Here is a 25,109-nt window from a genome sequence, read left to right as displayed (position 1 = left end):
GCCTCGGACACATCGGGCCCGTCAAGGCAGTGTCCTAAACACGCATCACTCGGTTAGATGAGTGTGGACACCAGAACGCCTCGGTTCGACGAACAACCCGCCCTGAGCATGACCAAGGTGGACTGCGACCCTGCGCAGGTCATCGTCAACCACGCCAGCTTCCGGGTGCAGCTCGCCCCCGGCCAGCGCGCACGGCTGCGCGGTCTGGCCCCCGCCGGCGTGCCCAGGATCCCCGCCATGAGTGGCGGCACCGGAGCGGTGCGCGGCAGGCGCTCGCCCGTCGTGTGGAGCGGAAGGTCCGCTCCCGGCGACCCCGGCGCCACCGGACTCCTCCAGGCCGTACGGAACTCCACCGCGGGCGGCCCGGCCACCGCGTACGACTCCTACGACCCCTACGACTCCTATGCCGCCCGCGCGGGCCACGAGTTCGACCGCGGGCTCGGCACGGGCGGCACCCAGCTCATCGAGCGCCTCGAAGAGACCCAGCCCAACCCCGTCGTCACCGCGCCCCACCAGCCGGGCCGCCACGGCAACGGTCCGCTGCTGCCGCCCATGCGGCAGGCGGTCGGTGCCTACGACCCGGTCGACCCGGGACCATACGGCCGCGACGCGTACGACCCGGACGGGTACGCCGGGTACGCCGGGGACGAGTACGACGACGGTGCCGAGGCCCGAGGGCGGCGCCAGGGCAACGACTCCGTGCGACACGCGTACTACCCCGGGCGCCGTATGAACCTCGGCGTCGTGCTGCTGCCGCTGCGGGTCTTCCTCGGTTTCATCTCCATCTACGCCGGCATGGGCAAGCTGTGCGACCCCGTCTACTTCGACGGCGGCGAGCGCGGCTCCATGGTCAAGTGGCTGACCTCGCTGCAGCCCTGGGCGCTGGCCGAGCCCCTGCGCGACTTCGCCCTCTCGCACCCCGTCGGTGCCGGACTGACCGTCGCCTTCCTCCAGGTCGTCGTCGGCGTTCTCACCGTCCTCGGTCTCTGGCAGCGCGTCGCCGCCTCCGTCGGTGCCCTGCTCTCCGCCGCCCTGCTGGTCACCGTGAGCTGGCGCACCGTCGCCGCCTACGACGCGCCCGACATCATCTACCTCGCCGCCTGGAGCCCGCTGATCATCGCGGGTGCCCCCGTCTACTCCGTCGACGGACGCCTCGCCGGTGAGGCGTGGCGCAGGCTCGGCCCGCGCTCGGCGATCTGGAACCTCCGCCGCCGGGTGCTGCGGCGGGGCGCCGTCGTCGCCACTGTCGTCGTCGGCCTCACCCTGCTCGTGGGCTCCGTGCTCGGTGGCGCGGTCCGCTCCTCCGGGGTCGTCACGGTGCCCGGACCGAACGGCAACCCGACCAACCAGCTCCCCGGTTCCCCGCTCCCGCAGGAGTCCCGCAGCGGCCGGGCTTCCCACACGCCCGAGGGGCAGCGGCCCTCACCCTCCCGCAGCAGCGCCGCGACCACCCCCTCCGCCCGCGCGTCCACGCCCGCCGCGGGCTCCGTCCGGGAGTCCGGCCAGGCGGGGGCCGGTGCCGGGCAGCCCAGCCAGACGCAGGGCACCGTCCAGCAGCCCCCGCAGCGGACGGCCCCGCAGCAGCCCTCGTCCGGCAGTTCCGGCCCGAGCTCGTCAGGTTCCACCGGCACCGGCAGCGGCGGCGGCTCCGGTGCGGGCGGTTCGGACAGCGGTGGCGGTTCCAACGGCGGGAGCTCCGGCGGCGGGCAGAACCCGATCGGCGGCCTGCTCGGCTGAGCCGCCCGGCCCACACGGCGGGAGGGGCGGTCACCGGAACGAACCGGTGACCGCCCCTCCGCCGTATCTGTCCTCGGCATCCTTCCGCCGGTGTCTGTCCCGGCCCTCGGCAGTGTCTGTCTCCGACACCCTTCCGCCGGTATCCGTCTCCGGCCTGCCCCCGTGTCTGTCCCCGGCCCTCCGCTACTGCCCGTCGAGCTCCTTGGCGGCCTCGGTCAGGTCCTTCGCCGTGTCGATGGCCCGCCAGTACGCGCCGTGCGGCAGCGGGTACCCGGCCAGCCGGCGCTCGCGGGCCAGCCGCGGGAACGTCGTCCGCTCGTGGTCGCCCCGGTCCGGCAGCAGCGTCGTGAACGTCGGCGAGAAGACGTACACACCGGCGTTGATCAGATACGGGGACGGCGGCGACTCGATGAAGTCGGTGATGTGGCCGAACGCGTCCGTCTCCACGGCGCCCCACGGGATCCGGGGGCGGGCCAGGGCCAGGGTGGCGGTGGCGTCGCGCTCGGTGTGGAACGCGGCCATCTCGCGCAGCGAGAAGCGCGTCCAGATGTCGCCGTTGGTGGCGTACCAGGGCTGGTCGGGGTCGGGCAGCCGGGCGGCGGCGTACTTCAGCCCGCCGCCGCGGCCCAGAGGCTCGGACTCCACGACGGTCGTTACGCGCAGCGGCAGCACCGCCGCGTTCAGCCACTCCTGCAGCACCTCGGCGAGGTGACCGCACGACACCACGGCGTCGGTCACGCCCTCGGCGGCCAGCCAGGAAAGCTGATGGCCGATGATCGGAGTCCCGGTGCCCGGGATCTCGACCATCGGCTTGGGGCGGTCGTCGGTGTACGGGCGCAGCCGCGATCCCTGGCCACCAGCCAGGACCACGGCCTGCGTCGGATACGTATGCATGTCAGGCACGATATGCCGTGCCCGGACAGGCCGGTCAGCTGAACTGTGCGACGCCCGAGGCGAACGACGTGTCGCAGACGGGACGCGAGAACCGGTGGGCGCGCGTCGGACCGTACTGCTCGACCGCCGCGCGGCCCAGCGCCTTCGCGATCGACATGCAGTGCCGGGCGAGCGAGGGACGGGCCTCGACGGAACGCTGCAGGTCCGTCAGCGCGGCACCGGGGTTCTTCTCCCGGAGTTCCAGGAGCAGCCGGTCGCGGAGGACGTCCTGCGGGGTGCGTGCCTCGGCGCGCTTCGATACGTCCTGAGCCGACGCGGCCAGGATCTGCGACTCGGAGTTGTGCGCTGCCCACGGCACGCTGGTGACGGCGAGGGTCCCGGAGAGGACCATCACGACGGGCAGAACGAAAGCGAGGGATCGGCCGATGCGGCGAGCGGTGTGGGTCACGCAGCGAGCGTAGCGGGCAGTAATGATGTGGCGACATCTTGTCACCCTTGAGTGGGGTGGTTCGAGTGCGCTTTTCGAATCGCGTGTTGACGTGCGGCGGTGAAATGCCCGGTGTGCCGGGGAATCCGGCGCCCTGCGGATTCAAACCCGGACACGCCGTGCGGCGCGCGAACGGCCCCGCACGGAGAACGTGCGGGGCCGTCGTGTCTGCGGTGCGGGTGCGCGGGACGTCAGTCGGTGAGACGGGCGCCCGTCGAGGTGGAGAAGACGTGCAGCTCGTCCGGGCGCGGCACGACGTGCAGCTTGGTGCCCTTCTCCGGAACGGCGCGGCCGCCGACGCGGACGACCAGGTCCTTGTCCTCGCCGCCGACCCGCGCGGAGCCGTAGACGAAGCCGTCGGCGCCGAGCTCCTCGACGACGTTGACCGAGACGGCCAGACCGGCCGGGGCGTCGGCGCTGTCCTTCGAGAGGGCCTTCGCGGCGGCGCCGCCGTGCTCGACGATGTCGAAGTGCTCGGGGCGGATGCCGACCGTGACGGTCGTGTCGCCCTTGTCCGCGGCGGCGGAGAGCGCCTCGCGGGAGACCGGGACGACGCTGTTGCCGAACTTCACGCCGCCGTCGGTGATCGGGACCTCGATCAGGTTCATGGCCGGGGAGCCGATGAAGCCCGCCACGAAGAGGTTCGCCGGCTTGTCGTACATGTTGCGCGGCGAGTCGACCTGCTGGAGCAGACCGTCCTTGAGGACCGCGACACGGTCACCCATGGTCAGGGCCTCGACCTGGTCGTGCGTGACGTACACGGTCGTGATGCCCAGACGGCGCTGGAGCGAGGCGATCTGCGTACGGGTGGAGACACGCAGCTTGGCGTCGAGGTTCGACAGCGGCTCGTCCATGAGGAAGACCTGCGGCTCACGCACGATGGCACGGCCCATCGCGACACGCTGACGCTGACCACCGGAGAGCGCCTTCGGCTTGCGGTCCAGGTACTCGGTGAGGTCCAGCATCTTGGCGGCCTCTTCGACCTTCGCCCGGATCTCGGTCTTGTTGATACCGGCGATCTTGAGCGCGAAGCCCATGTTGTCCGCGACGGTCATGTGCGGGTAGAGCGCGTAGTTCTGGAACACCATGGCGATGTCCCGGTCCTTCGGGGGCAGGTGCGTGACGTCGCGGTCACCGATGCGGATCGCGCCGCCGTTGACGTCCTCAAGACCCGCGAGCATGCGCAGGGAGGTCGACTTGCCACAACCGGAAGGACCGACGAGGACGAGGAACTCACCGTCCGCGATGTCGATCTCGAGCTGGTCCACGGCCGGCTTCGTGGAGCCGGGGTAGACGCGGGACGCCTTGTCGAACGTGACACTGGCCATGCTGAATCTTCTCCTTCACCGGCAGGAACGTGCCGGACGATCCGAGTAAGGGAGTGGTCTGGTCCACTTGGGTGAATCCCCAGCGACGCTACCTGGACATTTGAAATCTGTCAGTAGTTCGAGGGGCGCGAAATTCTGGACCGCGCGGGGAGCGGTGTTGGTTACACTGCTCCGGCACGCCTCCTTAGCTCAGCTGGCCAGAGCAACGCACTTGTAATGCGTAGGTCGTCGGTTCGAATCCGACAGGGGGCTCAGTGTGAACCCCAGCTCAGATCCGCTCTGAGCTGGGGTTTTGTCGTTCAGCGGACGCGTCGGCGGCGCTGGGCGCGGGCCGCGCGGGTGTCCGTAGTCTCAGTTCTAGTCTCAGTGGTGGCCTCGGGGGCGACTGCTGGCGGCGGTACGAAGAACTCGCCCATGCGCCGCATCGCGTCCTTCGACAGGTGCGACCGCCCCTTCACGTAGCGCCGGGTCTGGCTGATCTGGGTGTGGCGAAGGATCTCCATGATGGTCGGCATGTCCACGCCGAGCTCGTTCAGGATGGTCCCGGCGGTGTGACGGCTTCCGTCGTACAGGCGACGGTCGTCGATCCCCGCTTCGGCGAGCAGTTCCTTGAACTCCTCTTAGTCGGCGCGAGGGTCGAGCGGCCGGCCGTCCGGACGTGAGAACACGACCTTGAAGTCCTGCCACAGGTCGTCGGCCGCGATCCGCATCTCGTCCTGCTGGGCCTGGTGGTCGCGGAGGAACGGAATGAAGACGGGCGGGATCGGTACGGCGTTCTGGCTCTTCTTCGTCTTGGGCCGGGTGAAGACGAGACCGCCCCCGGCCCGCTGCGGGCAGACGCTCGCGTGGGTTTTCGCAGGTGGGTCGCTAGACGCTAGTGGGCAGCTCAGGGCGGCTTTTGGTTGCTAAGGGCTGTCCCGTAATCCCTGGTGGATCAGCGTGCGGCGTCAGATGCGGTGCATCGCAAGGCGGAGGGACGCCCTCATACTGGATGTATTCGGGCGTTCCGACAACGCGGCGAGGTGCCGTAGCTGTCGTCGCACGCCCGCCAGGGATTACGGGACAGCCCTTAGCGGGGGTGCTAGACCTAGCAGGCGGGGCCGCTAGGTCTAGCAGTCGTGCTCGGCTCAGGCAGCCGCCTTGTTCTGGTCACGGCGGGTGATGGCGGCGACAATGTCGGTGCGGTCGATGCCCCGCCGGTTCTTGCCTTCACCGGCGTCGGTCTGGCCCCAGACCTGGCCGGCCTTGATGCCGAAAGGCTTGAGGGCGGTGGTGACGTTCTCGCCCTTCCACCCGGTGTAGGTGTCGGGGTGGGCGTCGGCCAGGCGGGTGGCGATCCGCTCGCACCACACCGCCTTCTCTCCCGGTGCGATGACCGCGAGGACATCGGCGAGGACATCGGAACGGCTGCTCTTGTCCGGGCCCTTGCCGATGGCGTGGCCGGTGACGTTGCCGTATTCCTCCCGCGCGGTGCGGGCCCGTGCGGCGATCTGCTCGGCGGCGACGGCGTCGACGAACGCGGAGGCGACGATGCGGGGGTCGTCGCCTTCACCGGCCATCCAGCAGATGCCCCGGTCGGAGCGGGAGAACATCGTGGCCCGGTATCCGGCCTTGTACATCGACGTGCCGAGCACCATGTCGTTCGCGGGCTGGGCCATGACCTTCAGGCAGAACCGCAGGACCGCGTTCGCGCTGATGCCGGTGGGCAGCGACTTCGCGTCGGGGCGCTGGGTGCCGAACAGGGTCACGATGCCCAGGGCGGGGCCGCGCTTGACGAGGTCGGTGCAGATCGCCTCGATCTCTTTGCCGTGCTCCTCGTGCTCGAAGGGCACCTGGCACTCGTCGAACCCGACCACGATCGGGTGGAGCTTCAGGCTCTTGTCGCTGGCCAGCTCCGGGGTGACCTTCGACTCCGGGCAGCGGGAGCGCGGCAGGGACTTGATGACCTTCGCCCGCCGCCGCAGCTCTTCCTTCAGCTCCCGCAGCGCGTCCAGGACGTATTCGATGTCGTCGTCCTCCTCACCGGCCCGGTAGCGGTGGCAGACCGGCTCCAGGGCGCCGAAGTCGCCGGTGCCCTTGAAGTCGAACGCGTGGAGCTCGGAGCGGGGATCGAGTGCGGCGATGAGCAGGAACAGCCGCATCAGGAACGTCTTGCCCATGCGGGGGATCGAGCCGACGACGACGGCGGCGAACATGAGCGTCACGCTCACGTCCCGCATCCGCTGGTCGTTGCCGAACACGACCGGCTTGAACAGGTCCACGGTCCCGGTCTTGAGGAGCGGCCAGGCCGGTTTCGTCGTCTCGTTCATCGGCTTGTCCCCGACCCACAGCACCAGGCGACCTTCGTGCTCGGTGGGATCGGGTGAGGGCCACACGCAGCCGACCTTGCGCCGCAGACCGGAGGCGAGCGGCTTGCGGGACTCCATGATGTCCTCGGGCGTCACCCCGTACGGAAGGTCCAGGTCGGCGCGGTAGCCGGGGCCGTCGCGCACGATCTCGCTGGTGAAGCGCAGCCCGTTCATGTCGCCGCCCTTCTTGATGGCGGCGGAGATCTTCGCGTTCCCGATCGAGTCGAGACCGCGCAGCACGATGCTGCCGGTCAGCTTCTGCACCTCGGTCTTCAGCACGGCGGGGCCGACGACCGGGGCGTCGGGCTGCTGACCTGCCATGCCCAGCAGCAGCACCCCGCCGGCCGCGAACGCGTACATGAACGCCGGGGCCATGACGTACAGCCAGAGCGCGAATCCCATCCCGAACACGGTCGCGACCAGGACGACCAGGCCGCGCAGCCGGACACGGCCGGACCGCAGCCGGGCCAGGCGCATGTACTCCTCGACATCCTCCGCGCGCACGGCGGCGGCCCGCAGCGGGGCGGCTTCCCGGTCCCACACCCTCCGGTTGGTGGAGGCGATGAACCTGCAGGCTCCCCGCGGGGACATCAGTGCCAGCCGACCTCCATACACCGGCAGCCTGACGCTGTGGAACAGGGCGCTGTAGCCGAGGTTGGCCCCGGCGTGCTTGGCGGTGGCCAGGAAGTCCCGCCGGTTGGTGAGCCATCCGGCCAGCACCGGTTTGCGCTTTTCGACACTGACCTTCGGGTCGGGCAGCGCGGGGTTGTCGACCGCGACCGGCGCACCGGACTCGCTGTCGTCTTCGAGGTCGGGGACCGGCCGCAGGTGAGCGACCGGAGCGGCGGTGTCCGTCATGCTGGTACTTCCTTCTGCTCGATGGGCTGAGGGCTGGTGTCGGGGCGGCCGGTGTCCTTGGCCGGGTACGGCCGCCCCGACACACAGGGGCGTGATGGTGTGTTCAGCGCTCTGCGCGGGCCACGGCTCGTTCGGCGCGGCGCACGGCGTCCTCGGCCTGCTTGCGGGCCTGGCGGGCGGCGGTGCGCTCGGTGGCCTTGGCGTTGGCGAGGGTCTGGCGGGCGTCGGCCTGCACCTGGTGCAGGGCCCGCAGCTCCTGGGCGCCGCGCTCGGCGGCCCGCTGGTCGATCTTTTCGATCCGGGCTTCCAAGCGGGGGTCGACGCAGTCGGCGAGGGCCTGGCGGAAGCCCTTGCGGAAGAGGCGGTTGCGCTCGCGCTTTTCGGCGGGGGTGTAGCTCTCCACGGTGTCCTCCCTGGGGCGGGCCGGGCTGTCCGGTCCCTCTGTCCGCCCGGTACGAGACCGGACGGGCAGAGGGACCGTCAGCGACGGCGACGGGCCCTGGATGCGGACTTGGAAGCGGCCTGGCCGTCCGCACCGCCGACCGACTTCACGACGGTCACGACACCCCAGGCCATGGCCACGGCAAGGAACGTGAGGATCGCCAGGTTCGCGGCAATCGCGGTGAGGACGCCGACGAGGAGGGGGCCGAAGTAGACGCCGGCCGCGACTGCCCCGGCGCCGACACCGGAGCCGAGCGCGATCCGCTGGACGGTCCGATCGGGCGGGGCCTGGTGGATGTGCTGGACGATCTGCTGCGGCGGGACCTGCGGTGCGGGGAGATTGCGGGTGTAGGCGTAGGTGCCGTCCGGGAGCTGCACGACCTGGACCGGCTCGGGAAGGTGGGTCACGGCTGCTTCCTTTCGGCCCGGACGCGCTCGTTCCAGGCGTTCTGACGGGCAATGAACTCGGCGTGGATCGGGGCACCTTCGGTGCAGGGCTGGTCGTTCTGGCAGGCGGTGCAGGCCCCGAGGTGCTTCGTGGACGCCTCGAACGCCTTCATGTAGGCGATGAACTCTTCGTCGTGGGACACGGCTCTCCTCGGGTCGGGGCAGCGGTGAACTGCCGACGGCACGTCGGCTTGTGGGTGGTGCAGGGGAGTGCCCCGGGCCGGATTCGATCCGGCACCATCACGGCGGGTCCGGGGCGGTGGGGTCAGCGCTGGCGCTTGGCCTTGGCCCGGTAGTGGGCGGCCCAGGCGCGGTGGTCGTCGGCCTGGCTCTCGGCGATCTCGCGCCACACGCCCTTGGACCTGGCGGCCTCACGGTCGTACCTGGCGGCTTCCCTTTCGAGGCGGGCGGCGGCTGCGTTCCAGTCGGTGCTAGACATGCGGGTCTCCTCGGAGCGGTGCGAGTGTGGGGGTGAGCGGGCGCGGCAGAAGGAGCGGCGCGGTGGGGCTGTCTACTGGCCGGTGTCGCTGCTGATGTGGATGGCGCCGTGGAAGGTCCCGCCGGTGATGCCGTGGTTCTCGCCGCCGAAGTGGCCGCCGGTGACCGTGCCGCCGTTGCTCTCGATCGCGTCGCGGATGTCGTTGCCGGACTGGTCGTTGTCGGTGGTGTCGATGGTCACGTTGCCGATGCGGATCTTCACTGGGTTGCCTGCTTCCTGGTCAGTGGTTGGTGGTGTCGTTGCAGGTCACGCACATGCCGAGCGAGCGCGGGATGCAGTACCCGGCGTCGCGGCGGCAGTTGGGGCAGGTGCGGCGGGCGAGCATGGCCTTGGCCAGTGCTGCCCGGCGTGCCGGTGTCATGGGCCGCACGGGCTTGGCGTGGTCGACGCGGTAGAGGTAGGCGACCAGCGGTTCCCGGCGACGGCGGGGGCGTTCGAGCTGGGCGGCGACGTCCTGCCCGCCGGGCCGCAGTCCGAGGGCGCGGAGCTGACGGCGGGTGGCGTACCCGTCCGGGGCCAGGCGCCACCGGAACACCGGCAGCGTCGCCATCAGGCCACCCGCTTCCACGCGGCCCGGAGCCGGGTCTCGGACGCGGAGTGGCCGGCCGCGCGGAAGCGGGCGGCCATGTCGCGGTAGGACAGGGCGGGGGATTCGCTGTGACAGATCTGGTCGACGAGCACGTCCAGCGCGTCATCGGTGAGCGTGGGCCCGGCCTCCAGAGCAGGGGCCACCGGTTCCGTGGGGCCCCACACGGGCAGCTCCCACCGGGGCGCGACGCCCGGGATGTCGTCGGGTGTGACGCCCACAGTCACGCTGGTCAGGGCCCGGTTCGTGCCCTCTCCTCCCCTTGCCTGCTCCAGCGTGGACCACGCGTCGGCGCCGCAGCGCGCTCAACGGAAGACCCCATGGAGGTTCACCACCTCGCGGCACAGGGCGGAGGGACGATCCTTGCAGCCGTCGAGGCCAAGCTCACCGAGGCGGAAGTCAGCGCGGTTGGAGTCGCTGGGCCGCCGATCGATGGAGCCGCTGAGGCGCTGAAAGCAGCTCATGAATCGGGGCGCCGCGTGGCGGTCGTGAGCAACAACTCCGCCGAATGCGTACGCGTCTACCTCTCCGCCCACGGGCTCTCAACTCTCGTAGAGGAGGTCGTGGGACGGCCCGCAATGAGGCCTGACCTCATGAAGCCGTCGCCGTACCCATTGCTCAAAGCCGCCTCACTGCTCGGGGCCACGCCGGAGCGAACCGTTTTGATCGGAGACTCGGTGACCGACATCGAGGCGACTCGGGCAGCGGCGGCGCGAAGCGTCGGCTTCGCCAACAAGCCGACCAAGGAGACCGCGCTCGCGGACGCCGGTGCCGATCAAGTCATCCTCGGCATGGCGAGCATTGCCGAGGCCTTGGCGGCGTAACGCCTCGCCTCCGATCGACGGCGCCGCCCCACCCGTGGCTGTGGCCTTGGGTAGGGCGGCGGTCTCAGTTGCGGTCTCAACTGCTCAAGATTCCGACGGCGTCCAGCGGCGTCCGTTGACATCTCAGAATGTCCCTGACCTGCAGTGCAGTGTCGATTACGGACGGCGGCGGACAGCTCCGGAACGAAATCCGACAACTCGTAATGCCTAGGTCTCGGGTTCGAATCCCGAAAGCGGCTCATCTCAAACCCCAGGTCGGAAACGCTTCCGACCTGGGGTTTTCTCGTTCAACGGACGCGACGGCGACGCCGGGAGCGGCTCGCACGCCTCCATTCTGGGCACGGCTTGGGGCAGCGAAGCCGAGTAGGAGAGCATCTTGATCATCCGGACGGCGGTAGCGCAGCGTGAACGATACGTGATTGTTTGGTGACAGCGTGCAACGTTGTTCTTGTGGGAACGGGAATGAGACCAAGGAGAAATGATGCGGAAGACACACAAGCTCGCCGTCGTGATGCTCGCCGCCGTGGGCATGATCGGAGCCTCGGCTTCGATGGCCGCAGCCGACGGCGACATCGCCGTCGCCGGTAGTAATTGTAAATTTGCCCAGGGTGACGTCATCGTCCTCTATCAGGGCGGCTGCTCGGCCGTCAGCGGTGGTGGCTCCCTCGGTCCCGTGACCGTCTCCGACGGCAGCGAGAGGAACGCGACCCTGAAGGCCGATGGCACTAAGCCTGACGGCACTAAGCCTGACGGTTCTTCTGCGGCTGCGGCTGCGGCTGCGGCTGCGGCTGCGTCCTCGGGCGGCAGTTCGGCCGCCGCCGCGGCTTCGGCTGCGTCTGCGTCCTCGGGCGGCAGTTCGGCCGCCGCCGCGGCTTCGGCTGCGTCTGCGTCCTCGGACGGCAGTTCGGCCGCCGCCGCGGCTGCCGCCGCCTCGGCCGCCAGCGGTTCCTGACCCGGCTTCGAAGGCCCCGGATCTCGGCGGGGCCACTGAGTGAAGAGCGAGGGCGCGCACCCGTCGACGAAAGCGGGCTCGTCTGAGCGGGGAGTCGGCGGCGATTACGGTCGCACTCCCGGGTCGGCGGTGCATACCCCGCTGCGCAGGAGGCGGACGTAGCGGCCCAGCGAGGTCCGCTGAACCTGGTTCGTGCTGGCAGGACTACTCGACAGGGGAGGATTGCCATGCGCAAGCAGGACCTCTACAGCCAGGATCTGGCGACGCGCCGTGGCGCAAGAGCAGCCACAGCGTTTCAGACGGTGACTGCGTGGAGGTGGCCCACCTCCCAGTGAGCCGCCTTCCGTGCTGGCGTACGAGATGGCGGGTTCTGACCCTCTCTCGGTGCCCGCCAGGTCCACCCTGGCGGGCACGCTCGGAGGCAAACTGACTCATCGGACACCGCCCAGTCTCAGTTGCAGTCTCAATTGCCGCTCGTTCCAGGGGTGTCCGCCGTCGTCCATCGAGGTCGGGAAGCAGGGGCGAACCTCGGTTCGCGGACGCCCGCGGACGCACCCGAACCAAGATCGGACAACTTGTAATGCGTAGGTCGTCGGTTCGAATCCGACAGGGGGCTCAGCGAAACCCCAGGTCACATAGCCCGTGACCTGGGGTTTTCTGTTGCTCGGGGCATGACGGGTCGCACGGTCGGATTGCCGTGGCGTTGCCTGCGTGAGCGGAGGGCCGCCGGGGGCCTACCCCACCCATCCAGTCCGGTGCACGGCGACCGGTGACCGACGCCCGGACGACCCGGCGAACCGAAGCGGTCACCGTACCGGCGACGTAGGGCGGGTTTTGTATCGGTCGGGTATCAGGGAGCGCTTGGCCGGCCATCGGATCGGTGCGCCGGGCCACGGCGAACGGGGGTCGACGGGGCGCCGGAGTGACGTGGTCCCGGCTGCTGCCGATCTGTGCCGTCCCGTCCGACCTGGGTGTTCGTGGAGGAAAGGTGCGGTGGGGGCGCGATGCGTGACCGCTGTACGGGGCGGTTGCCGCGTCCGGTGTCTGCCTTATCGTTTTCCCAGGTCGCCGTCTGCGCGTGCGTACACACAGACCTGTGCCTCACGACCGTCCGAACAGGAGCCATCTGCCCGTGTCTTCGTCCGCCCCTGCTCCGGCCTCTCCGCGGCCTGTTCGCGTGCTGCTGGTGGAGGACGACGACCTGATGCGCCGGTCCTTCACCGTCGCTCTGGAGCGCTACGGCTACCGGATGAGGGCTGCGGCCGACGGGCTGGCGGGGCTGGAGCTCTTCCGCGAGGAGAGCTTCGACCTGCTGATTCTGGACGTGATGCTGCCGGGTCTGGATGGGATCGGCCTGTGCCGCAGAGTCCGGGAGACCAGCTTGGTGCCCGTTTTGATGATGTCGGCTCGCGGCGACGGGCTCGACGTCGTCGCCGGCCTGGAGGCCGGGGCGGACGACTACGTGGTCAAACCCGTGGACACCTACGTGCTCGTGGCACGTATCCGCTCGCTGCTGCGGCGGGCGACCTACCCGCCCGCCCCGGGACCCGAGCGGGCCGCAGGCGAGGGGGCAGCACGGTCCGAGAGGGAGGTGCTGGCCTTCGGGGACCTGACCGTCGACACCGGCGGCCTGGAGGTGTCCGTCTCCGGAAGCCCGGTGGCACTGACCCCGACCGAACTGAAGCTGCTGCTGGAATTCGCCGCCCACCCGGGGATCGTGCTGGAGCGGCAAACCCTGCTCCGCAACGTCTGGGAGTACGGCTGGGACGGCGACAGCCGGGTCGTGGACCTGTGTGTGCAGCGGCTGCGGAGCAAGCTGGGCCGGGACCGGATCGAGACGGTCCGCGGCTTCGGCTACAAGCTCAGGCGCTGAGGCCGGTGCAACCGTTCCACCGGCTGCGGCCGACCCGCGTGTCCCTGCGCTGGAAAATCGCCGCGCTGGCGGCGGCAACGGCTTGCCTGGTCGTGGCGGCGGTGGGCGTGCTGGTACACCTCTGGACCGCGAAGGACATCCTCGACCGGGCCGGGGCACGCGCCGTCAACACCGTGTACGCGGCCATGGACACCTACCGGCGCACCGGAGCTCTGGCGGACGGTGCAGAGCTGGATCCGGCTGAGTTGCCCGCCGTACTACGGCATCCCGCCGACGGCGACCGGCACACGGCCTACGACGGGCGCGTCGACGGGAATCTGGGGCCGAGTGTCTGGGCCGCCCAGCGGGTCGACGGTCCGGGCAGCCCGGTGCTGGCCGTCCAGGTCAACATGAGCACGGAGCTCTACGGGCTGCGCCGGCTCGACGTGATCATGACGGTGTCCTCGCTGGTCGCACTCGCGGCGGCCACGCCGTTGGCGGTCTACGGAGCCGGGCTGCTCGGCCGCCGGCTGCGGCGGGTCTCCGAGACCGCGGGCCGGATCTCCGCCGGGGACCTGGATGCCCGGACCGGTCCCACCAAGGGCCGTGACGAGGTGGCCGACATCGCCGCCACCGTCGACGTCATGGCCGACAGTCTCGGCCGACGGCTGCGCACCGAGCGCCAGTTCACCGCGGACGTGGCCCACGAGCTGCGCACCCCGGTCGGTGGTCTGCTGGTCGCCGCCGACCTCCTGCCGTCCGGTGGGACGGAGGATCTGCTCCGGGCCCGGGTGCGCGACCTGCGCGGCCTGGTCGAGGACCTCCTTGAGATCTCCCGCCTCGACGCCGGCGCCGAACAGCCGGTCCACGCCCGTGTGCCGCTCGGGGCGGTGGTCTCGGAGGCCGTGGCGCGCACCGGTCTCGACACCGAAGTGACCGTCACCGACGCGACGCGCGAGAAGGCCGCGCAGACCGTGGAGACCGACCCGCGCCGCCTCGAACGGATCGTCAGCAACCTGGTCGTCAACGCCCACCGGCACGGGGACACCCCGGTACAGGTCGCCGTCGAGGGCCGTACCGTCGTCGTGCGCGACCATGGCTCCGGCTTCCCCCCGGACCTGCTGCGCGACGGCCCGCGCCGCTTCCACACGGGTGCGGCGGAGCGCGGCTCGGGCCACGGCCTGGGCCTGACCATCGCCCTGGGCCAGGCCCGGCTCCTCGGCGCCGGACTGTGCCTGGACAACGCCCCGGGCGGCGGCGCCGTCGCCACCCTGCGCCTGCCGGACCGACCGCCCACCCCTGCACAGCCAGTACAAAACTGACCGTCCGCCCCGCCGCTGCACAACCGATACAAAGCGGAGCGGGGGTCCATACACGGCGGCGCAGGCCCCGATACGTTCCCCGGAGACCCTTCGACGTGCAGCTTTCTGCACCCGAAGAGGAGTTCCCTGTGACCGTCAACCCCCGTGCCCCGCACACGCCGAACGCGACGAGCGGGATCGCGGCCGCTACGACCGACCTGTCGAAGGTCTACGGCAGTGGCGACAACCGCGTGGTCGCCCTGAACCGGGTCAACGCCTCGTTCCGGGAGGGCGAGTTCACCGCCATCATGGGCCCGTCCGGCAGTGGCAAGTCCACCCTGATGCACTGCTCCGCCGGACTCGACTCCTTCGACTCCGGCTCCGTCCGCATCGGCACCACCGAACTGGGCACGCTCAACGACCGGCAGCTCACCGCGCTGCGCCGCGACCGGATCGGCTTCGTCTTCCAGGCGTTCAACCTGCTGCCGACCCTGACCGCGCTGGAGAACATCACCCTGCCGCTCACCATCGCCGGCCGGAAGCCCGACCGGCAGTGGCTGGACCGGGTGGTTTCCATGATCGGCCTCTCCCAGCGCCTCGACCACCGTCCCGGACAACTGTCCGGCGGGCAGCAACAGCGCGTCGCGGTGGCCCGCGCCCTGGTCTCCCGCCCCGCGATCGTCTTCGCGGACGAACCCACCGGCAACCTGGATTCCCGGGCTGGGGCGGAGGTCCTCGGCTTCCTGCACGACTCGGTGCGCGAGCTGGGCCAGACCGTGGTCGTGGTCACCCACGACCCTGTCGCCGCAGGCTACGCCGACCGCGTGGTCTTCCTCGCCGACGGCTGCCTGGTCGACGAGATGTCACAGCCCACCCCGGACGGGGTCCTGGACCGGATGAAGGGGTTCGACGCCCGCGCCCGCACCAGTTGAGCCGACCCCCGCCCCCGGCCGGCCCGTCACCCGCTCACGGACGACGAGCCCGCCCGGCCCTTGCACATGTGCGTCGCACCTCCCCGCACTCCCACGTCCCGGAAGCCATCCATGCTGAAAACAGCTCTGCGCAACGTCCTCGCGCACAAGGCCCGTCTGGTCATGACCGTCCTCGCGGTATGCCTGGGTGTCGCGTTCGTCTGCGGCACCCTTGTCTTCGCGGACTCCTCCGTCGCGGCCTACCGCGCCTCTGTGTCCAAGAGCTTCGCGGACGTCGCCGTCACCGTAACCTCGAAGACACCCCCACCCGGCGCCTCCGGGAACGAACATCCCCTCGTTCTCGACGACGCGCTCGCGCGGAAACTGGCCGATGTGCCCGGTGTCGCCGCTGTGCGGCCGTCGGCCGACGGGTCGGCAACCCTCAACGCCGCAGATGGCACTCCGCTGCGGGCCGGCAAGGTGTGGGCGAACCTTGCCGCCGCCTACGTACCGGGCGCCGGTGGCAAGGACAGTCGCTATCCGCTGGTCAAGGGCCATGCCCCCCGCAACGGCGATGAACTCGCCGTGGACCGTGTCACCGCCGCCGCCGGTGGATTCGTCGTCGGCGACACGATCACGCTGGCCGCCGACGGCCCGGCCGTCACCAAACGACTCGTGGGCGTTGTCACCACCCAGGACACCCGGGTGACCGCCGGCGGCACCCTCGCCCTGTTCGACAGGGCGACCGCCCAGCAACTGTTCGCAAGCCCAGGCCACTACACCTCGGTCGATCTGACCGCCCAGCCCGGCACCAGCCAGTTCGACCTCGCCGACCGGGTCACCGCACTGCTCCCGGCCGACCGGGCCGAGGTCACGACCGGCACCGCCCAGGCCGACCAGCAGACGATCCTCGTCAACACGCTGACCCGGGGCCACCAGAAACTGCCGATGGTCTACGCCGGCGTCGCGCTGTTCATCGGCTCGTTCCTCGTCGTCAACACCTTCACCGTGCTCGTCGCCCGCCGCACCCGGGAGATTGCTCTGCTGCGGGCCATCGGTGCCTCGCGCCGCCAAGTGGTCCGCACCATCCTCTGGGAGGCCGTCCTGCTCGGCCTCGTCTCGTCGGTGATCGGCTTCCTGCTCGGCCTCGGCATCGCCTCCGTACTGCCCAACCTCCTGAGCACCACGCAGGAGACACCGCGCACCGGTCCTCTGGTGATCGGCCCGTTCCCGGTCGTTGCCGCCCTCGGGGTGGGCGTGGGCGTCACGGTCCTCGCCGCGTGGCTGCCGTCTCGCAAGGCGGCGAAGATCGCCCCCATCGAGGCGATGCGCTCGTCCGAGCAGCCGCCCACCACCGCCCGATCCCGCTACCGTGCCGTGGCGGGATCGCTCCTGCTCGCCCTCAGCGCCGGGCTGCTCATCTCGCTCATGGGTGCGAAGGACGCATCGGAGGAAAACCTCCGGAACGCGATGTTCGGCTGCGCAGCCCTCGTCGTCGCCCTGATCACGCTGGCGCCGGCCCTCGCCGGCCCCGTGATCCGCCTCACCGGGCGCCTGACCAGCCGTTTCGGCGTTGCCGGCCGCCTCGCCCGCGAGAACGCACTGCGAGATCCACGGCGCACTGCGGCCACCGCCTCCGCCTTGATGGTCAGTACGGCCCTGGTCGCCGGACTCGCCGTCGTCGGACACTCCACCGGGCAGGCCCTCGACCGCCAGGCAGCGGCCGGCCTCAGCGCCGACTATGTGATCAGCGCCCGCGCCGCCATGACCGGCATCGACCCGGCCGCCGTCCAGAAGGTGTCCGAGACCCCTGGGGTACGGACCACGAGTGCCGTCACCGACTCCACCCTGTTCACCGGCAGCAAGGCCTTGCAGATTTCCGGCGTCGACCCCGGGACCGTTGATTCCGTCATGAGACTCGCCTTCGTCAGCGGCTCCCTGAAGGACCTCGGGCCGGGCCGAATCGCCCTCTCCAGCAGCACCGCCCGAGAACAGGGCGTGAAGACGGGAGAGCGGATCAACGCCCGCATCGGCCACGGCCACAGGGACTTCAAGGAGTACACCGTCATCGGCACCTACGAGGACAACCCCACCGCCCAAGACGCCCTCGGCGCCCGCACCGAGGTCCAGCAGAACAGCCTGAACCCTGGCTCCATCCAGCGAATCCTCGTCCGCACCGACGACGACGCGATCTCCAGGGCGACCCAGGACCGACTGCGCACCGCGACGGGCAACAACCCGCTGCTGAAAGTCCAGAACCGGGACGAACTCGTGCAAGAGGCCGCCGGCGCCATGGGTACCCTGCTGACCCTCATGTACGGGCTCCTCGGCATCGGTGCCGTGATCGGCACCCTCGGCATCGTGAACACCCTGGCCATGTCGGTCTCGGAACGCACCCGTGAAATCGGCATGCTGCGCGCCGTCGGCATGGACCGCACCGGTATCCGACGGATGATCCGACTGGAAGCGGTGACCGTCGCCGCCTTCGGCACACTCCTGGGACTGGCGGGCGGCCTGTTCGGAGCCTGGACGGTGGGCGCACTGGCCAACGGCGCGTTGAAGGGGTACTCCCTGGCCCTTCCCTGGGGAACGCTGCTCCTCGTATGCCTGGTGTCCCTCACGATCGGCGCACTCGCAGCAGCCCTCCCGGCCCGCCGAGCAGCCGCTCTGAGCCCACTGGACGCCATTGCGGAGGCGTGACGCACGGGCCTTTGGCCCACGGCGACCCCCTGTCTCCGTCACCATCCGCGGCAGAGAACGGTCACTGCGGCGTCAAGGTTGTCCGCCGACACCACGTACCCGGGGCCGAGCCCGGAAGTCCCGGCCCTGAGCGCCGTACGCCACCGCGCCGACACGCGCGCCTGAAGAAGGTCGTCCAGAACGTGCACCGGCGAGGTGGAACAGGGGGGTCGGGGAAGGCCCAGGTGAGGACAGTCTCCGACCTGGGCCTTCAGCCGTTCTCGGAGCCCTGGGGGCCGGAGCGCGGGGGAGTGGTGCAGCGGTCGCCGGCACGTGGTGCGGCGGTGTCGTCACGGGGCGATGCCGTCCCCGGCGTACAGGTAGCCGCCCGGCCGGGCGGGGTCGGCGATCAGCAGTACCTGGTCGCCGGGGCGGGGAATCCGCACCTTCGAGACGATGGTCTGGAGGGCGATGCGGTCAGCGGCCCCGGACGGCTGGAGGACCAGGTCGACGACCGGGTTGAAGTTGACCAGTCTGCCGGTGTCGCTGATCGATTCGACGACGGCGGGGATGGTCGGCACCCCCATGGCGAGCAACTGCTGGACGTCGACGCCGGAGTGGTACGCGCCGATCGACTGCTGAACCTTGGCGAAGTCCTCGTCGCCGAGGAACGCGCGTGTGGCGCGGCCGTAGAAACCCTTGCCACTGGCCACCTTGTCGGCGATCTCGGCGGCCCGCTCCTCGCGGTTCTTGCGACGATTCCCGAAGATTCCCATGTCGGCTTCTCCTTCTTGGTGATGTCCGGTCTTGGTGATGTCCGGTGCGGTTCAGGTGGATTTCGTCGGGTGCGACCTGGAGCGCATCCGTGTCGGTGTCGGTGTCGGTCCTGGGGCCGGTGGGCCCGGTGTGCGGGCGGGGAGAGTGCTCGGAGGCCGGGGCCGGCTGTCGGCCGTCGGCTGTCGGGCCGGTGGGACGGGGCGTGGTGACCGTCCCGGCCTACGGGTGCGTCCTGCTGACGGGGTGGACGCTAGGCGGCCGGCGGCACCTACCGATCTCAGGTTCGCCCGCCCGTTTTCGGACGACGTACCCTCCTCACATGTCGCCTCCGAGCCGGCCGACCGGCGAGAGCCTCCCGCGCGCCATGGTCATCGACAGAGCCTGGCGCGGCCTCGGACCGGGGCTGGAATCGCTGAGTGGCCCCGGTGGCGCACCCCTGACCCGGACGGTCAAGCTGATCGTGCTGCCGCTGATCGTCAGGCCGGCGCTGAGCCCGGAACTCGCGGTGGACTTCCTCGGACCGGCGCAGGCCGCGCACCTCGACGCGCTGATCCGCGAGTCCGGTCCGCGTCTTGAGGCGACGGCGCAGTGGTTCACCCTGCTCAAGAGGGCCCGGCGGGCCCTGGGTGTCGTGGCGGGCAACCCCCAGGATCTGTACTTCCAGCGGTGCTTCGAGCTGGCCACCGAGCACGGAGCGCCCTCGGACGGTGCGGACGCGTTGGCCAGGTCCGTGGTCGAGGATGTGGCGGACGCGGTCGGCGGACGCACGGTGGACGTGCTGAAGGAGCACCTGGCGGACGCCTCCCGGCGCGCCCGGCTCGACGGGGAGCTGGCCACCGGGTGGGAGAGCCGCCGGCCGGCCCCGGCGGACGGCACGGCCGCGGCGGTCGCGCTGGCGGCCGAGGTTCTGGACGCCTGCGGCGCGCCGGGTGGGGCGGGGAACCCAGCGGCGTACGTGTCCATGGTCGAGGCGGGGTACGGAGACCTGCTCGGCCGGGCCCTATGGGCGCACCCGAGCGGTGTCTGGGGCCGCGACGACCTGCCGGCGCATCTGGGGCTGACCGAGCGCCAGGTGCCGCCGCGCCCGGAGGTCGGCCGGGGCGCCTCGACGGCCACGCTTCCCGCGCCGCTGGACCGCACGCTCTTCGAGCGGCTCTTCGTCGTGCTGCAGTCGTCGGCCCGGCGCGAGGAGTTGGCGACGGTGCCGGAGCTCGTCGGGCGGGAGGTCGGCCGCAGCTGTGCTCCGCTCGGCCTGTACGACGAGAGCCTGCGCGTCGCCGTGGTCCTCGGCGGTCGGCTCGCGGTCGGCCTCGACCCGCTGGGCACCGGAGAATCCGCGCCGGGGCGGACGACGGCGCACCGGGCGGTCAACAGCCGCTGGCGGCGGGAGGCTTCGGCCCTTCGCGCCCGCAGGATGACCGTCTCTCCCCGCCCCGACCCGGACGGCGGCGTACTGGAAGCCCTCGCTCAGGACCTCCGTACCCCGTGGGCCGCCTACATGCGGCGGCTGTGGGTGCGGCTGCACGGGCGGGATGTCCGCGACGCGTCGTTGAGGGACGCCGCGTCGGCCTGGGCGGTGCTCGACGGGGTCGCCCGCTCGGTGATGATGGACCACCGCGCCAGGGTCCGGTCGGCGCTGCGGGCACTGTCGGCGACCGCGGCGGAAGCGGCCGAGCCGAGGAGCGCGTGATGGCGCGGGCCCCCATCGACGTCCGTGTCGTGCGGGGTGCGGACGGCACGATCCGGGTCGCCGCCGGTGCTGCCTTCGGCGGGGCCGGGGACGGCAGCGACGTGGGTGGTGCGGGCCCCGACTTCACCCGGGCCGTACTCGACGTCGCGGGAGCGGTTCTGGCCTGGCCCGTCCTCGGGGACCCGGGTCTGCCGGTGGCGGAGGTGAACGACGTGGGGCGGGCGCAGCAGTGGCTGTGGGCGGTCTACGGCGAGCGCACCGCCGCTGCCGTGCACGCCTGCGCGGCGGGGGAGCCGGCCGGCCCGCGGGTGGCTGCGGACGTGACCGCTCTCGCGGGCGGCGCCGCCCGGCTCGGCTTCGGGCACTGGGCGGCGCGGTGGTGGCCGGCGTCGTACGCGGACGGGATACCGGCGCTCGAACCGGACGTGCTCGGCCTGGAGCTGGCCGCGCTCACCCACGCGTGCCAGCAGTTGTTCGACGACTTCGGTGACCAGCCCGACGACTGCGCGGCCGAACTGATCGAGGACCATCGGTCGGCCCTCGACCCGCTGACCGAGTGGTGGCGCGCGGCACCGCGGCCGACGGACACGGCACGCCACCTGGAGAGCGTCCTGCGGTTGATCGACGACGCGGCGGACAGCGCCGGGCTGGACGGGCAGGCGCTGCGCCGCCTCCGGTCGTCGCTGGACCAGCGCCGTCCGGCCGGTACGCCGGTCGATCCCGGCGCGCTGTTCGCACGGCAGGGCGGCTATGCCCTCGCGGCGGGCGATCCGCTCGTCGCGGGCGGCCGGGTGATCGCCCGGGGCTCGGGCACCAACGACTGGCGCCGCTACCCGCCCGGCTTCGTCGACGCCTCCGAGACCGCGGTGTCCTGGACCGCTCGCGCACTCGGCGCGCGACGGCAGATCGAGGTCGAGGTCGTCGCGCACATCGCGGCCCCCGCCGCCGCGGTGCCTCTCGTCGCGGAGGTCCGTGTGAACGGCGGCCGCCGGTATCGGGTGCCGCTCGCCAGGCGGGACGACGTGTGGACCGGCCGGGCGGAGCTGGAGCTGCCGGCCGCGGCGGCGCCGCCGCGCATCGAGGTCGGTGTGCTGCTCCCCGGCTTCGACCTCGGTCCCGGTCCCGGCTTCGACCTCGGTCCCGGTCCCGGCTTCGACCTCGGTCCCGGTCCCGGCTTCGACCTCGGTCCCGGTCCCGGCTTCGACCTCGGTCCTGGTCCTGGCTTCGGTCCCGGTCCCGGTACGGCCGGTGGAGCCGGGGGCGTCGCCGACCGCGACGCGGTCCGCACGCTGGCCCGGCGGCGGCTGGCAACCGCGGCGGAGTCCCCGGCACAGGGCGCGTCGCCGCACGACGCCCTTTCGGGGCCGTTCCTTGCCGAGATCGCCGCCGCTGCCACCGGTGAGGACTACTGACGGATGCCGGACGAGGAGGACGACGCGGGGGTGTGGCTGTACGGGGAGCCGTTCGACAGTGGTTTCGCCCTGGCCGAGGAACATCGGCTGGCTGCTGACCTCGCCGCCGCGTGCACCGTCTACGAGGGGTTGCTCACCGTGGCCGAGCCCATCGAGGACTCGCCCGACGTGCGGTTCCTGCGGGCGCATCTGCTGTCGGACCTCGCGAGCGTCCGGCTCACCGCCACGGACCTGGCCGGGGCGGCGGACGCCGTGGAGCGGGCCCTCGGCCTGCTCCACGGCATCCCCTCGGTGTCGATGGGGCCGCTCGGCCGTCAACTGTGGCTGGAAGTCCTGCTGAAGACCCTGCTCGCCAGGGCCGACCTGCTGCGCAGGACCGGGCACCTGGACGAGGCGCTGGCCTGTCTCGACGAAGTGGCGGCCAGGCTGCCCGGGTTCGACGACCCCGAGGGGCTGCGTACTGCCGAACTCGGCCTGAACCGGGTGCATCTGCTGATGGAGCGGGGCGAGTGGGGAGCGGCCGAGGAGCATGCCTCGGCGCTGTTGTCCACCATGCCGCCGACCATGCTGCCGACCGTCCCGCGGCTGCTGACCGCCCTCGGCCTGATCTGCGCCTCGACGGGGCGGTTCGACCCGGCCGAGGACTACTTCGTCCGCGCGGAGGACGGCTTCCGGGCGATGGGGAACACCGGTGAGCGGCAGTCGCTGCTCGTGCACCGGGCGTATGCCGCGATGCACCGGGGCGATCTCGACCTCGCGGAGCGGTGGTACGCCGAGGCGTCCGCGATCTTCGAGCGGCAGCGGCAGTTCGGTGACCTGGCGGTCTGCGAACAGGCCCGCGGCTTTCTCGCCGGTCTGCGCGGCGACGCCACCGGCGCACAGGACCTGCTGGGGGCGAGCCTGGCCCGGTTCGAACGACTCGGCGCATCGGTCGCCGCCGCCGACACCAGCCTGCTGGGCGCCCAACAGGCCTATGCCCGGGGCGACATCACCGAGATGAAGCGGCTGGCCCAGGAAGCCCGCGACGTGTACCAGGCGCGGGAGGTGTACGAGCGGTGCGCACAGGTCGATCTCCTGCTCGCGAGAGCCCTTGAGGACAACCTGAACCGGACGGACCACGGCGACCACGAGCGGGAGTCCATCGGCACCGCGCTCGCCCTCGCCCTTCCCGCCGCGCTGGCCCTGGAGGCGGCACGCTACGACTTCGCCACCGCCCACGCCCGCAGTCAGTGGCTGGAACTGGCGGACGACGCCATGCAGTTGGTCTTCCGTCTCGCGGTACGCCGACAGGACCAGGGGCTGCTCTTCGAACTGGTGGAACACCGCTGCGCGGGCGCCTCGCTGGCGCTGGACCGCACACCTCGGTCGGCGATGCGTGTCCCGCCCTCCGGGCCCGGCGAGTCCTCTGGATCCGGCGAGTCCTCCGGGCCCGGCGAGTCCTCTGCGCCCGCCGGGGCAGCTGGGGCGGCCGGGGCCGCCGTAGACGTTGCGTCGGTCTTCCCGAGCGCGGCCATGAAGGCGTACGGGCACGTCGAGGGCCCGATGATGCCCGGGGGTGTGGCGGCGGAGGCCGCTGCCTCCGTCGGCCTGCGCGTCGCGCCGCCGCCGAAGGTGCGGATGTCGCCGGAATCCGGCCGCATCGCGCTCCAGGAGTACATCGAGGCGGCCGAATTCCGCTATCACCGACGGATCGTGAGTGAGGAAGAGGTGTCGTGCTGGTCGCCGACGACGTGATGAGCCGACCGGTGGTCCAGGTCCGGCTGGCGGACGCCGGCGACCTGTTCATGACCTGGACGTGGACCAGCGGGGCCCGGGGGTTCGGTACCGGCCACGGGCCCGGTGCCGAAGTCGACCGGGCGGTCGGCGCGCTGGCCGCCGCGCTGCCGGGCGCGGGTGGGGGAGCGGAGGGGCTGCGGCGGGCGTTCGACTCGGGAGCGATGGCCGGTCACCGGACCGAGCACCGGCTCGCGCGGGTGCTGGCCGAGGCACTGTGGCCGGAGGGGCTGACGGCGCAGATACGCCACGTGTCGGCGCGCGCGGGCCGTCCCCTGGTGCGGATCCAGCCGTCGCCCAGGGTGGCCCAGGTCCCGTGGGAACTGCTTGCCGTCGGCGACGACGTCCGGCTCATCGATCTGGCGGACGTCGTGACCACGGCGCCGGTGTCGTTGCGGCCGAAGAGATCCGCTGCGTGTCCGGCGCCGGACACGGACGCCGAAACGGACGCGGATGTGGATGCGGGCGCGGGCGCGGATGCGGGCGCCGACGCGGTCGTACTCGTCCTCGACCCCCGGGTTCCCGGGTTCCGGGCCGACTCCCCGCTCGGCTCGGTCCTGGGGCCGCCCGGCTCGGACCCGCAGCTGCTGTCGTTCGTCCGGAGCCGTCTGGACGCGGGCGCCGTCGCGCCGTCCGTCGCCGCCCCGGCGGAGGCCTTCCGCCGCACCGACCTGGACCGGGACTGGTTGAGCGGCGTGCTCCGCAAGGGGGCACGCAGGCTGATGTACGTCGGGCACGTGAGCGGCGCGCCGGTCGAGGGCGGGCAGAGCGAGGACGGTGCGCTCCATCTGTGTTGCGGTCCGGGGACCGCCGGCCTGGTCGAGGCGGTCCGTACCCATCGGCCGCTGTCGGCCAAGGACCTCCTGCTGGGCACGCTTCCCCTGCGCGCGGACGGCGAGCCGGGTGCGCGGATCTGGCCCGCGCCGCCGCGTGTCGCGCTGATCGGCTGCGAGAGCGGCGGCGATCTGCGGTTCGCCGAGTCGTTCGGCCTGGCGACGGCGATGATCCACAACGGCGCCGAGCTGGTCACCGCCACCCGCTGGGTGCTGCCGACCAGCTTCGCGTTCCACCGGCTGGCCGGTCTGCCCGAGTCCGTACGCCCGTTGTCGGAGGCGATCATCGCCGTCGACGCCGCCCACGAGCACCGCGACCCCGTGCACCGGCTCGGCCGCTGGCAGCGCGAGCAGCTCGACCACTGGCGCGCCGGCGGCCGGATCGAGCACTCGCCCCTGCTGTGGGCGGCCATGACCTGCATCGTCGTATGACCGGCAGGTGACGTGGACTCTGTGACGTTCGCCCGGTGATCCGGTGCC

At 71.3% G+C, this 25,109-nt stretch carries 21 protein-coding genes, 1 tRNA gene and 3 pseudogenes; 12 read left to right on the top strand and 13 right to left on the bottom strand.

Going from position 1 to position 25,109, the window contains the following annotated elements; all coding sequences use genetic code 11:
- Positions 1–57 precede the first annotated feature (57 nt).
- Positions 58–1,737, top strand: a complete 1,680-nt coding sequence (locus ACFVT1_RS03115; RefSeq protein ID WP_389791988.1) for a DoxX family membrane protein — start codon at positions 58–60, stop codon at positions 1,735–1,737.
- Positions 1,738–1,920: 183 nt separating this feature from the next.
- On the opposite strand, the gene ACFVT1_RS03110 is transcribed toward ACFVT1_RS03115, so the two are convergent.
- The 3 genes from ACFVT1_RS03110 to ACFVT1_RS03100 all read right to left on the bottom strand — a co-directional run bounded on the left by ACFVT1_RS03110 (position 1,921) and on the right by ACFVT1_RS03100 (position 4,446).
- Positions 1,921–2,631: an NDP-sugar synthase gene (locus tag ACFVT1_RS03110; protein WP_389791986.1), complete on the bottom strand. Its 711-nt coding sequence runs from the start codon at positions 2,629–2,631 to the stop codon at positions 1,921–1,923.
- A 34-nt stretch (positions 2,632–2,665) separates the two neighbouring features.
- Entirely contained in the window at positions 2,666–3,079 is a 414-nt protein-coding gene (locus ACFVT1_RS03105) for a hypothetical protein (protein ID WP_362211883.1), read from the bottom strand.
- A 230-nt stretch (positions 3,080–3,309) separates the two neighbouring features.
- Entirely contained in the window at positions 3,310–4,446 is a 1,137-nt protein-coding gene (locus ACFVT1_RS03100) for an ABC transporter ATP-binding protein (protein ID WP_389791984.1), read from the bottom strand.
- A gap of 178 nt (positions 4,447–4,624) precedes the next feature.
- Between ACFVT1_RS03100 and ACFVT1_RS03095 the strand changes: the two genes are divergently transcribed.
- A tRNA-Thr gene (locus tag ACFVT1_RS03095) sits at positions 4,625–4,698 on the top strand.
- Between the two features lie 47 nt (positions 4,699–4,745).
- On the opposite strand, the pseudogene ACFVT1_RS03090 reads toward ACFVT1_RS03095, so the two are convergent.
- From ACFVT1_RS03090 to ACFVT1_RS03050, 9 genes and pseudogenes are all read right to left on the bottom strand, one after another.
- Positions 4,746–5,294: pseudogene (locus tag ACFVT1_RS03090) on the bottom strand (tyrosine-type recombinase/integrase); the annotation flags it as partial.
- Positions 5,295–5,573: 279 nt separating this feature from the next.
- Positions 5,574–7,652: a cell division protein FtsK gene (locus ACFVT1_RS03085; protein WP_389791982.1), complete on the bottom strand. Its 2,079-nt coding sequence runs from the start codon at positions 7,650–7,652 to the stop codon at positions 5,574–5,576.
- Between the two features lie 103 nt (positions 7,653–7,755).
- Entirely contained in the window at positions 7,756–8,055 is a 300-nt protein-coding gene (locus ACFVT1_RS03080) for a hypothetical protein (RefSeq protein WP_389791980.1), read from the bottom strand.
- Positions 8,056–8,132: 77 nt separating this feature from the next.
- The gene (locus ACFVT1_RS03075; RefSeq protein WP_389791978.1) at positions 8,133–8,501 is read right to left on the bottom strand and encodes a DUF6251 family protein; all 369 of its coding nucleotides are present in this window, start codon (positions 8,499–8,501) and stop codon (positions 8,133–8,135) included.
- On the bottom strand, positions 8,498–8,683 hold the full coding sequence (locus tag ACFVT1_RS03070; RefSeq protein ID WP_389791976.1) for a hypothetical protein: 186 nt from the start codon (positions 8,681–8,683) through the stop codon (positions 8,498–8,500). Before ACFVT1_RS03070 ends, ACFVT1_RS03075 begins: the two co-directional genes overlap by 4 nt.
- Positions 8,684–8,805: 122 nt before the next feature.
- Positions 8,806–8,979 carry a hypothetical protein gene (locus tag ACFVT1_RS03065; protein ID WP_389791974.1) on the bottom strand — a complete coding sequence of 58 codons (174 nt, stop codon included), beginning with the start codon at positions 8,977–8,979 and terminating at the stop codon, positions 8,806–8,808.
- A 72-nt stretch (positions 8,980–9,051) separates the two neighbouring features.
- On the bottom strand, positions 9,052–9,240 hold the full coding sequence (locus tag ACFVT1_RS03060; protein ID WP_389791972.1) for a hypothetical protein: 189 nt from the start codon (positions 9,238–9,240) through the stop codon (positions 9,052–9,054).
- Positions 9,241–9,259: 19 nt separating this feature from the next.
- The gene (locus ACFVT1_RS03055; protein WP_389791971.1) at positions 9,260–9,589 is read right to left on the bottom strand and encodes an RRQRL motif-containing zinc-binding protein; all 330 of its coding nucleotides are present in this window, start codon (positions 9,587–9,589) and stop codon (positions 9,260–9,262) included.
- Positions 9,589–9,918, bottom strand: a pseudogene (locus ACFVT1_RS03050) (protein spdB); the annotation flags it as partial. The gene ACFVT1_RS03055 and the pseudogene ACFVT1_RS03050, both read right to left, overlap by 1 nt.
- Positions 9,919–9,945: 27 nt before the next feature.
- Here ACFVT1_RS03050 and ACFVT1_RS03045 point away from each other — a divergent pair.
- From ACFVT1_RS03045 to ACFVT1_RS03015, 7 genes are all read left to right on the top strand, one after another.
- Positions 9,946–10,449: an HAD family hydrolase gene (locus ACFVT1_RS03045; RefSeq protein WP_389791969.1), complete on the top strand. Its 504-nt coding sequence runs from the start codon at positions 9,946–9,948 to the stop codon at positions 10,447–10,449.
- A gap of 481 nt (positions 10,450–10,930) precedes the next feature.
- A complete protein-coding gene (locus ACFVT1_RS03040) occupies positions 10,931–11,401 on the top strand; it encodes a hypothetical protein (protein ID WP_389791967.1) in 471 nt (156 codons plus the stop codon).
- A gap of 82 nt (positions 11,402–11,483) precedes the next feature.
- Positions 11,484–11,831, top strand: coding sequence for a DUF397 domain-containing protein (locus ACFVT1_RS03035; RefSeq protein ID WP_389792240.1), 348 nt, complete (start codon positions 11,484–11,486; stop codon positions 11,829–11,831).
- Positions 11,832–12,578: 747 nt separating this feature from the next.
- The gene (cseB, locus tag ACFVT1_RS03030) at positions 12,579–13,274 is read left to right on the top strand and encodes a two-component system response regulator CseB (protein WP_389791965.1); all 696 of its coding nucleotides are present in this window, start codon (positions 12,579–12,581) and stop codon (positions 13,272–13,274) included.
- 5 nt (positions 13,275–13,279) lie between these two features.
- Positions 13,280–14,575: a sensor histidine kinase gene (locus ACFVT1_RS03025; RefSeq protein ID WP_389791963.1), complete on the top strand. Its 1,296-nt coding sequence runs from the start codon at positions 13,280–13,282 to the stop codon at positions 14,573–14,575.
- A gap of 128 nt (positions 14,576–14,703) precedes the next feature.
- The gene (locus ACFVT1_RS03020) at positions 14,704–15,486 is read left to right on the top strand and encodes an ABC transporter ATP-binding protein (RefSeq protein WP_389791961.1); all 783 of its coding nucleotides are present in this window, start codon (positions 14,704–14,706) and stop codon (positions 15,484–15,486) included.
- Between the two features lie 111 nt (positions 15,487–15,597).
- The gene (locus ACFVT1_RS03015; protein WP_389791960.1) at positions 15,598–18,165 is read left to right on the top strand and encodes an ABC transporter permease; all 2,568 of its coding nucleotides are present in this window, start codon (positions 15,598–15,600) and stop codon (positions 18,163–18,165) included.
- Positions 18,166–18,494: 329 nt separating this feature from the next.
- Here ACFVT1_RS03015 and ACFVT1_RS03010 read toward each other — a convergent pair whose 3' ends face one another.
- On the bottom strand, positions 18,495–18,920 hold the full coding sequence (locus tag ACFVT1_RS03010; protein ID WP_389791958.1) for a hypothetical protein: 426 nt from the start codon (positions 18,918–18,920) through the stop codon (positions 18,495–18,497).
- Positions 18,921–19,240: 320 nt separating this feature from the next.
- Here ACFVT1_RS03010 and ACFVT1_RS03005 point away from each other — a divergent pair, with 320 nt between their 5' ends.
- From ACFVT1_RS03005 to ACFVT1_RS02995, 3 genes and pseudogenes are all read left to right on the top strand, one after another.
- Positions 19,241–20,611: a hypothetical protein gene (locus tag ACFVT1_RS03005; RefSeq protein ID WP_389791956.1), complete on the top strand. Its 1,371-nt coding sequence runs from the start codon at positions 19,241–19,243 to the stop codon at positions 20,609–20,611.
- Positions 20,611–22,023, top strand: a complete 1,413-nt coding sequence (locus ACFVT1_RS03000) for a hypothetical protein (protein ID WP_389791954.1) — start codon at positions 20,611–20,613, stop codon at positions 22,021–22,023. Before ACFVT1_RS03005 ends, ACFVT1_RS03000 begins: the two co-directional genes overlap by 1 nt.
- Before the next feature lie 3 nt (positions 22,024–22,026).
- Positions 22,027–25,061 (top strand): annotated as a pseudogene (locus ACFVT1_RS02995) (hypothetical protein).
- Positions 25,062–25,109: the final 48 nt, after the last annotated feature.

Origin of the sequence: Streptomyces sp. NPDC057963 (genome assembly GCF_042887155.1) — a bacterium.
In the GTDB taxonomy this organism is placed as follows: Bacteria; Actinomycetota; Actinomycetes; order Streptomycetales; family Streptomycetaceae; genus Streptomyces.
Note: the sequence above shows the minus strand (reverse complement) of the source record. Positions and strands in the feature narration are given on the sequence as shown.

Bases quoted from the DNA above. Each gene is read 5' to 3' on its own strand.
- ACFVT1_RS03115 (WP_389791988.1), top strand. From the start codon at position 58: ATGAGTGTGGACACCAGAACGCCTCGGTTCGACGAACAACCCGCCCTG.
- ACFVT1_RS03110 (WP_389791986.1), bottom strand. From the start codon at position 2,631: ATGCATACGTATCCGACGCAGGCCGTGGTCCTGGCTGGTGGCCAGGGA.
- ACFVT1_RS03100 (WP_389791984.1), bottom strand. From the start codon at position 4,446: ATGGCCAGTGTCACGTTCGACAAGGCGTCCCGCGTCTACCCCGGCTCC.
- ACFVT1_RS03085 (WP_389791982.1), bottom strand. From the start codon at position 7,652: ATGACGGACACCGCCGCTCCGGTCGCTCACCTGCGGCCGGTCCCCGAC.
- ACFVT1_RS03065 (WP_389791974.1), bottom strand. From the start codon at position 8,979: ATGTCTAGCACCGACTGGAACGCAGCCGCCGCCCGCCTCGAAAGGGAA.
- ACFVT1_RS03055 (WP_389791971.1), bottom strand. From the start codon at position 9,589: ATGGCGACGCTGCCGGTGTTCCGGTGGCGCCTGGCCCCGGACGGGTAC.
- ACFVT1_RS03045 (WP_389791969.1), top strand. From the start codon at position 9,946: ATGGAGGTTCACCACCTCGCGGCACAGGGCGGAGGGACGATCCTTGCA.
- ACFVT1_RS03040 (WP_389791967.1), top strand. From the start codon at position 10,931: ATGCGGAAGACACACAAGCTCGCCGTCGTGATGCTCGCCGCCGTGGGC.
- ACFVT1_RS03015 (WP_389791960.1), top strand. From the start codon at position 15,598: ATGCTGAAAACAGCTCTGCGCAACGTCCTCGCGCACAAGGCCCGTCTG.
- ACFVT1_RS03010 (WP_389791958.1), bottom strand. From the start codon at position 18,920: ATGGGAATCTTCGGGAATCGTCGCAAGAACCGCGAGGAGCGGGCCGCC.
- ACFVT1_RS03005 (WP_389791956.1), top strand. From the start codon at position 19,241: ATGTCGCCTCCGAGCCGGCCGACCGGCGAGAGCCTCCCGCGCGCCATG.
- ACFVT1_RS03000 (WP_389791954.1), top strand. From the start codon at position 20,611: ATGGCGCGGGCCCCCATCGACGTCCGTGTCGTGCGGGGTGCGGACGGC.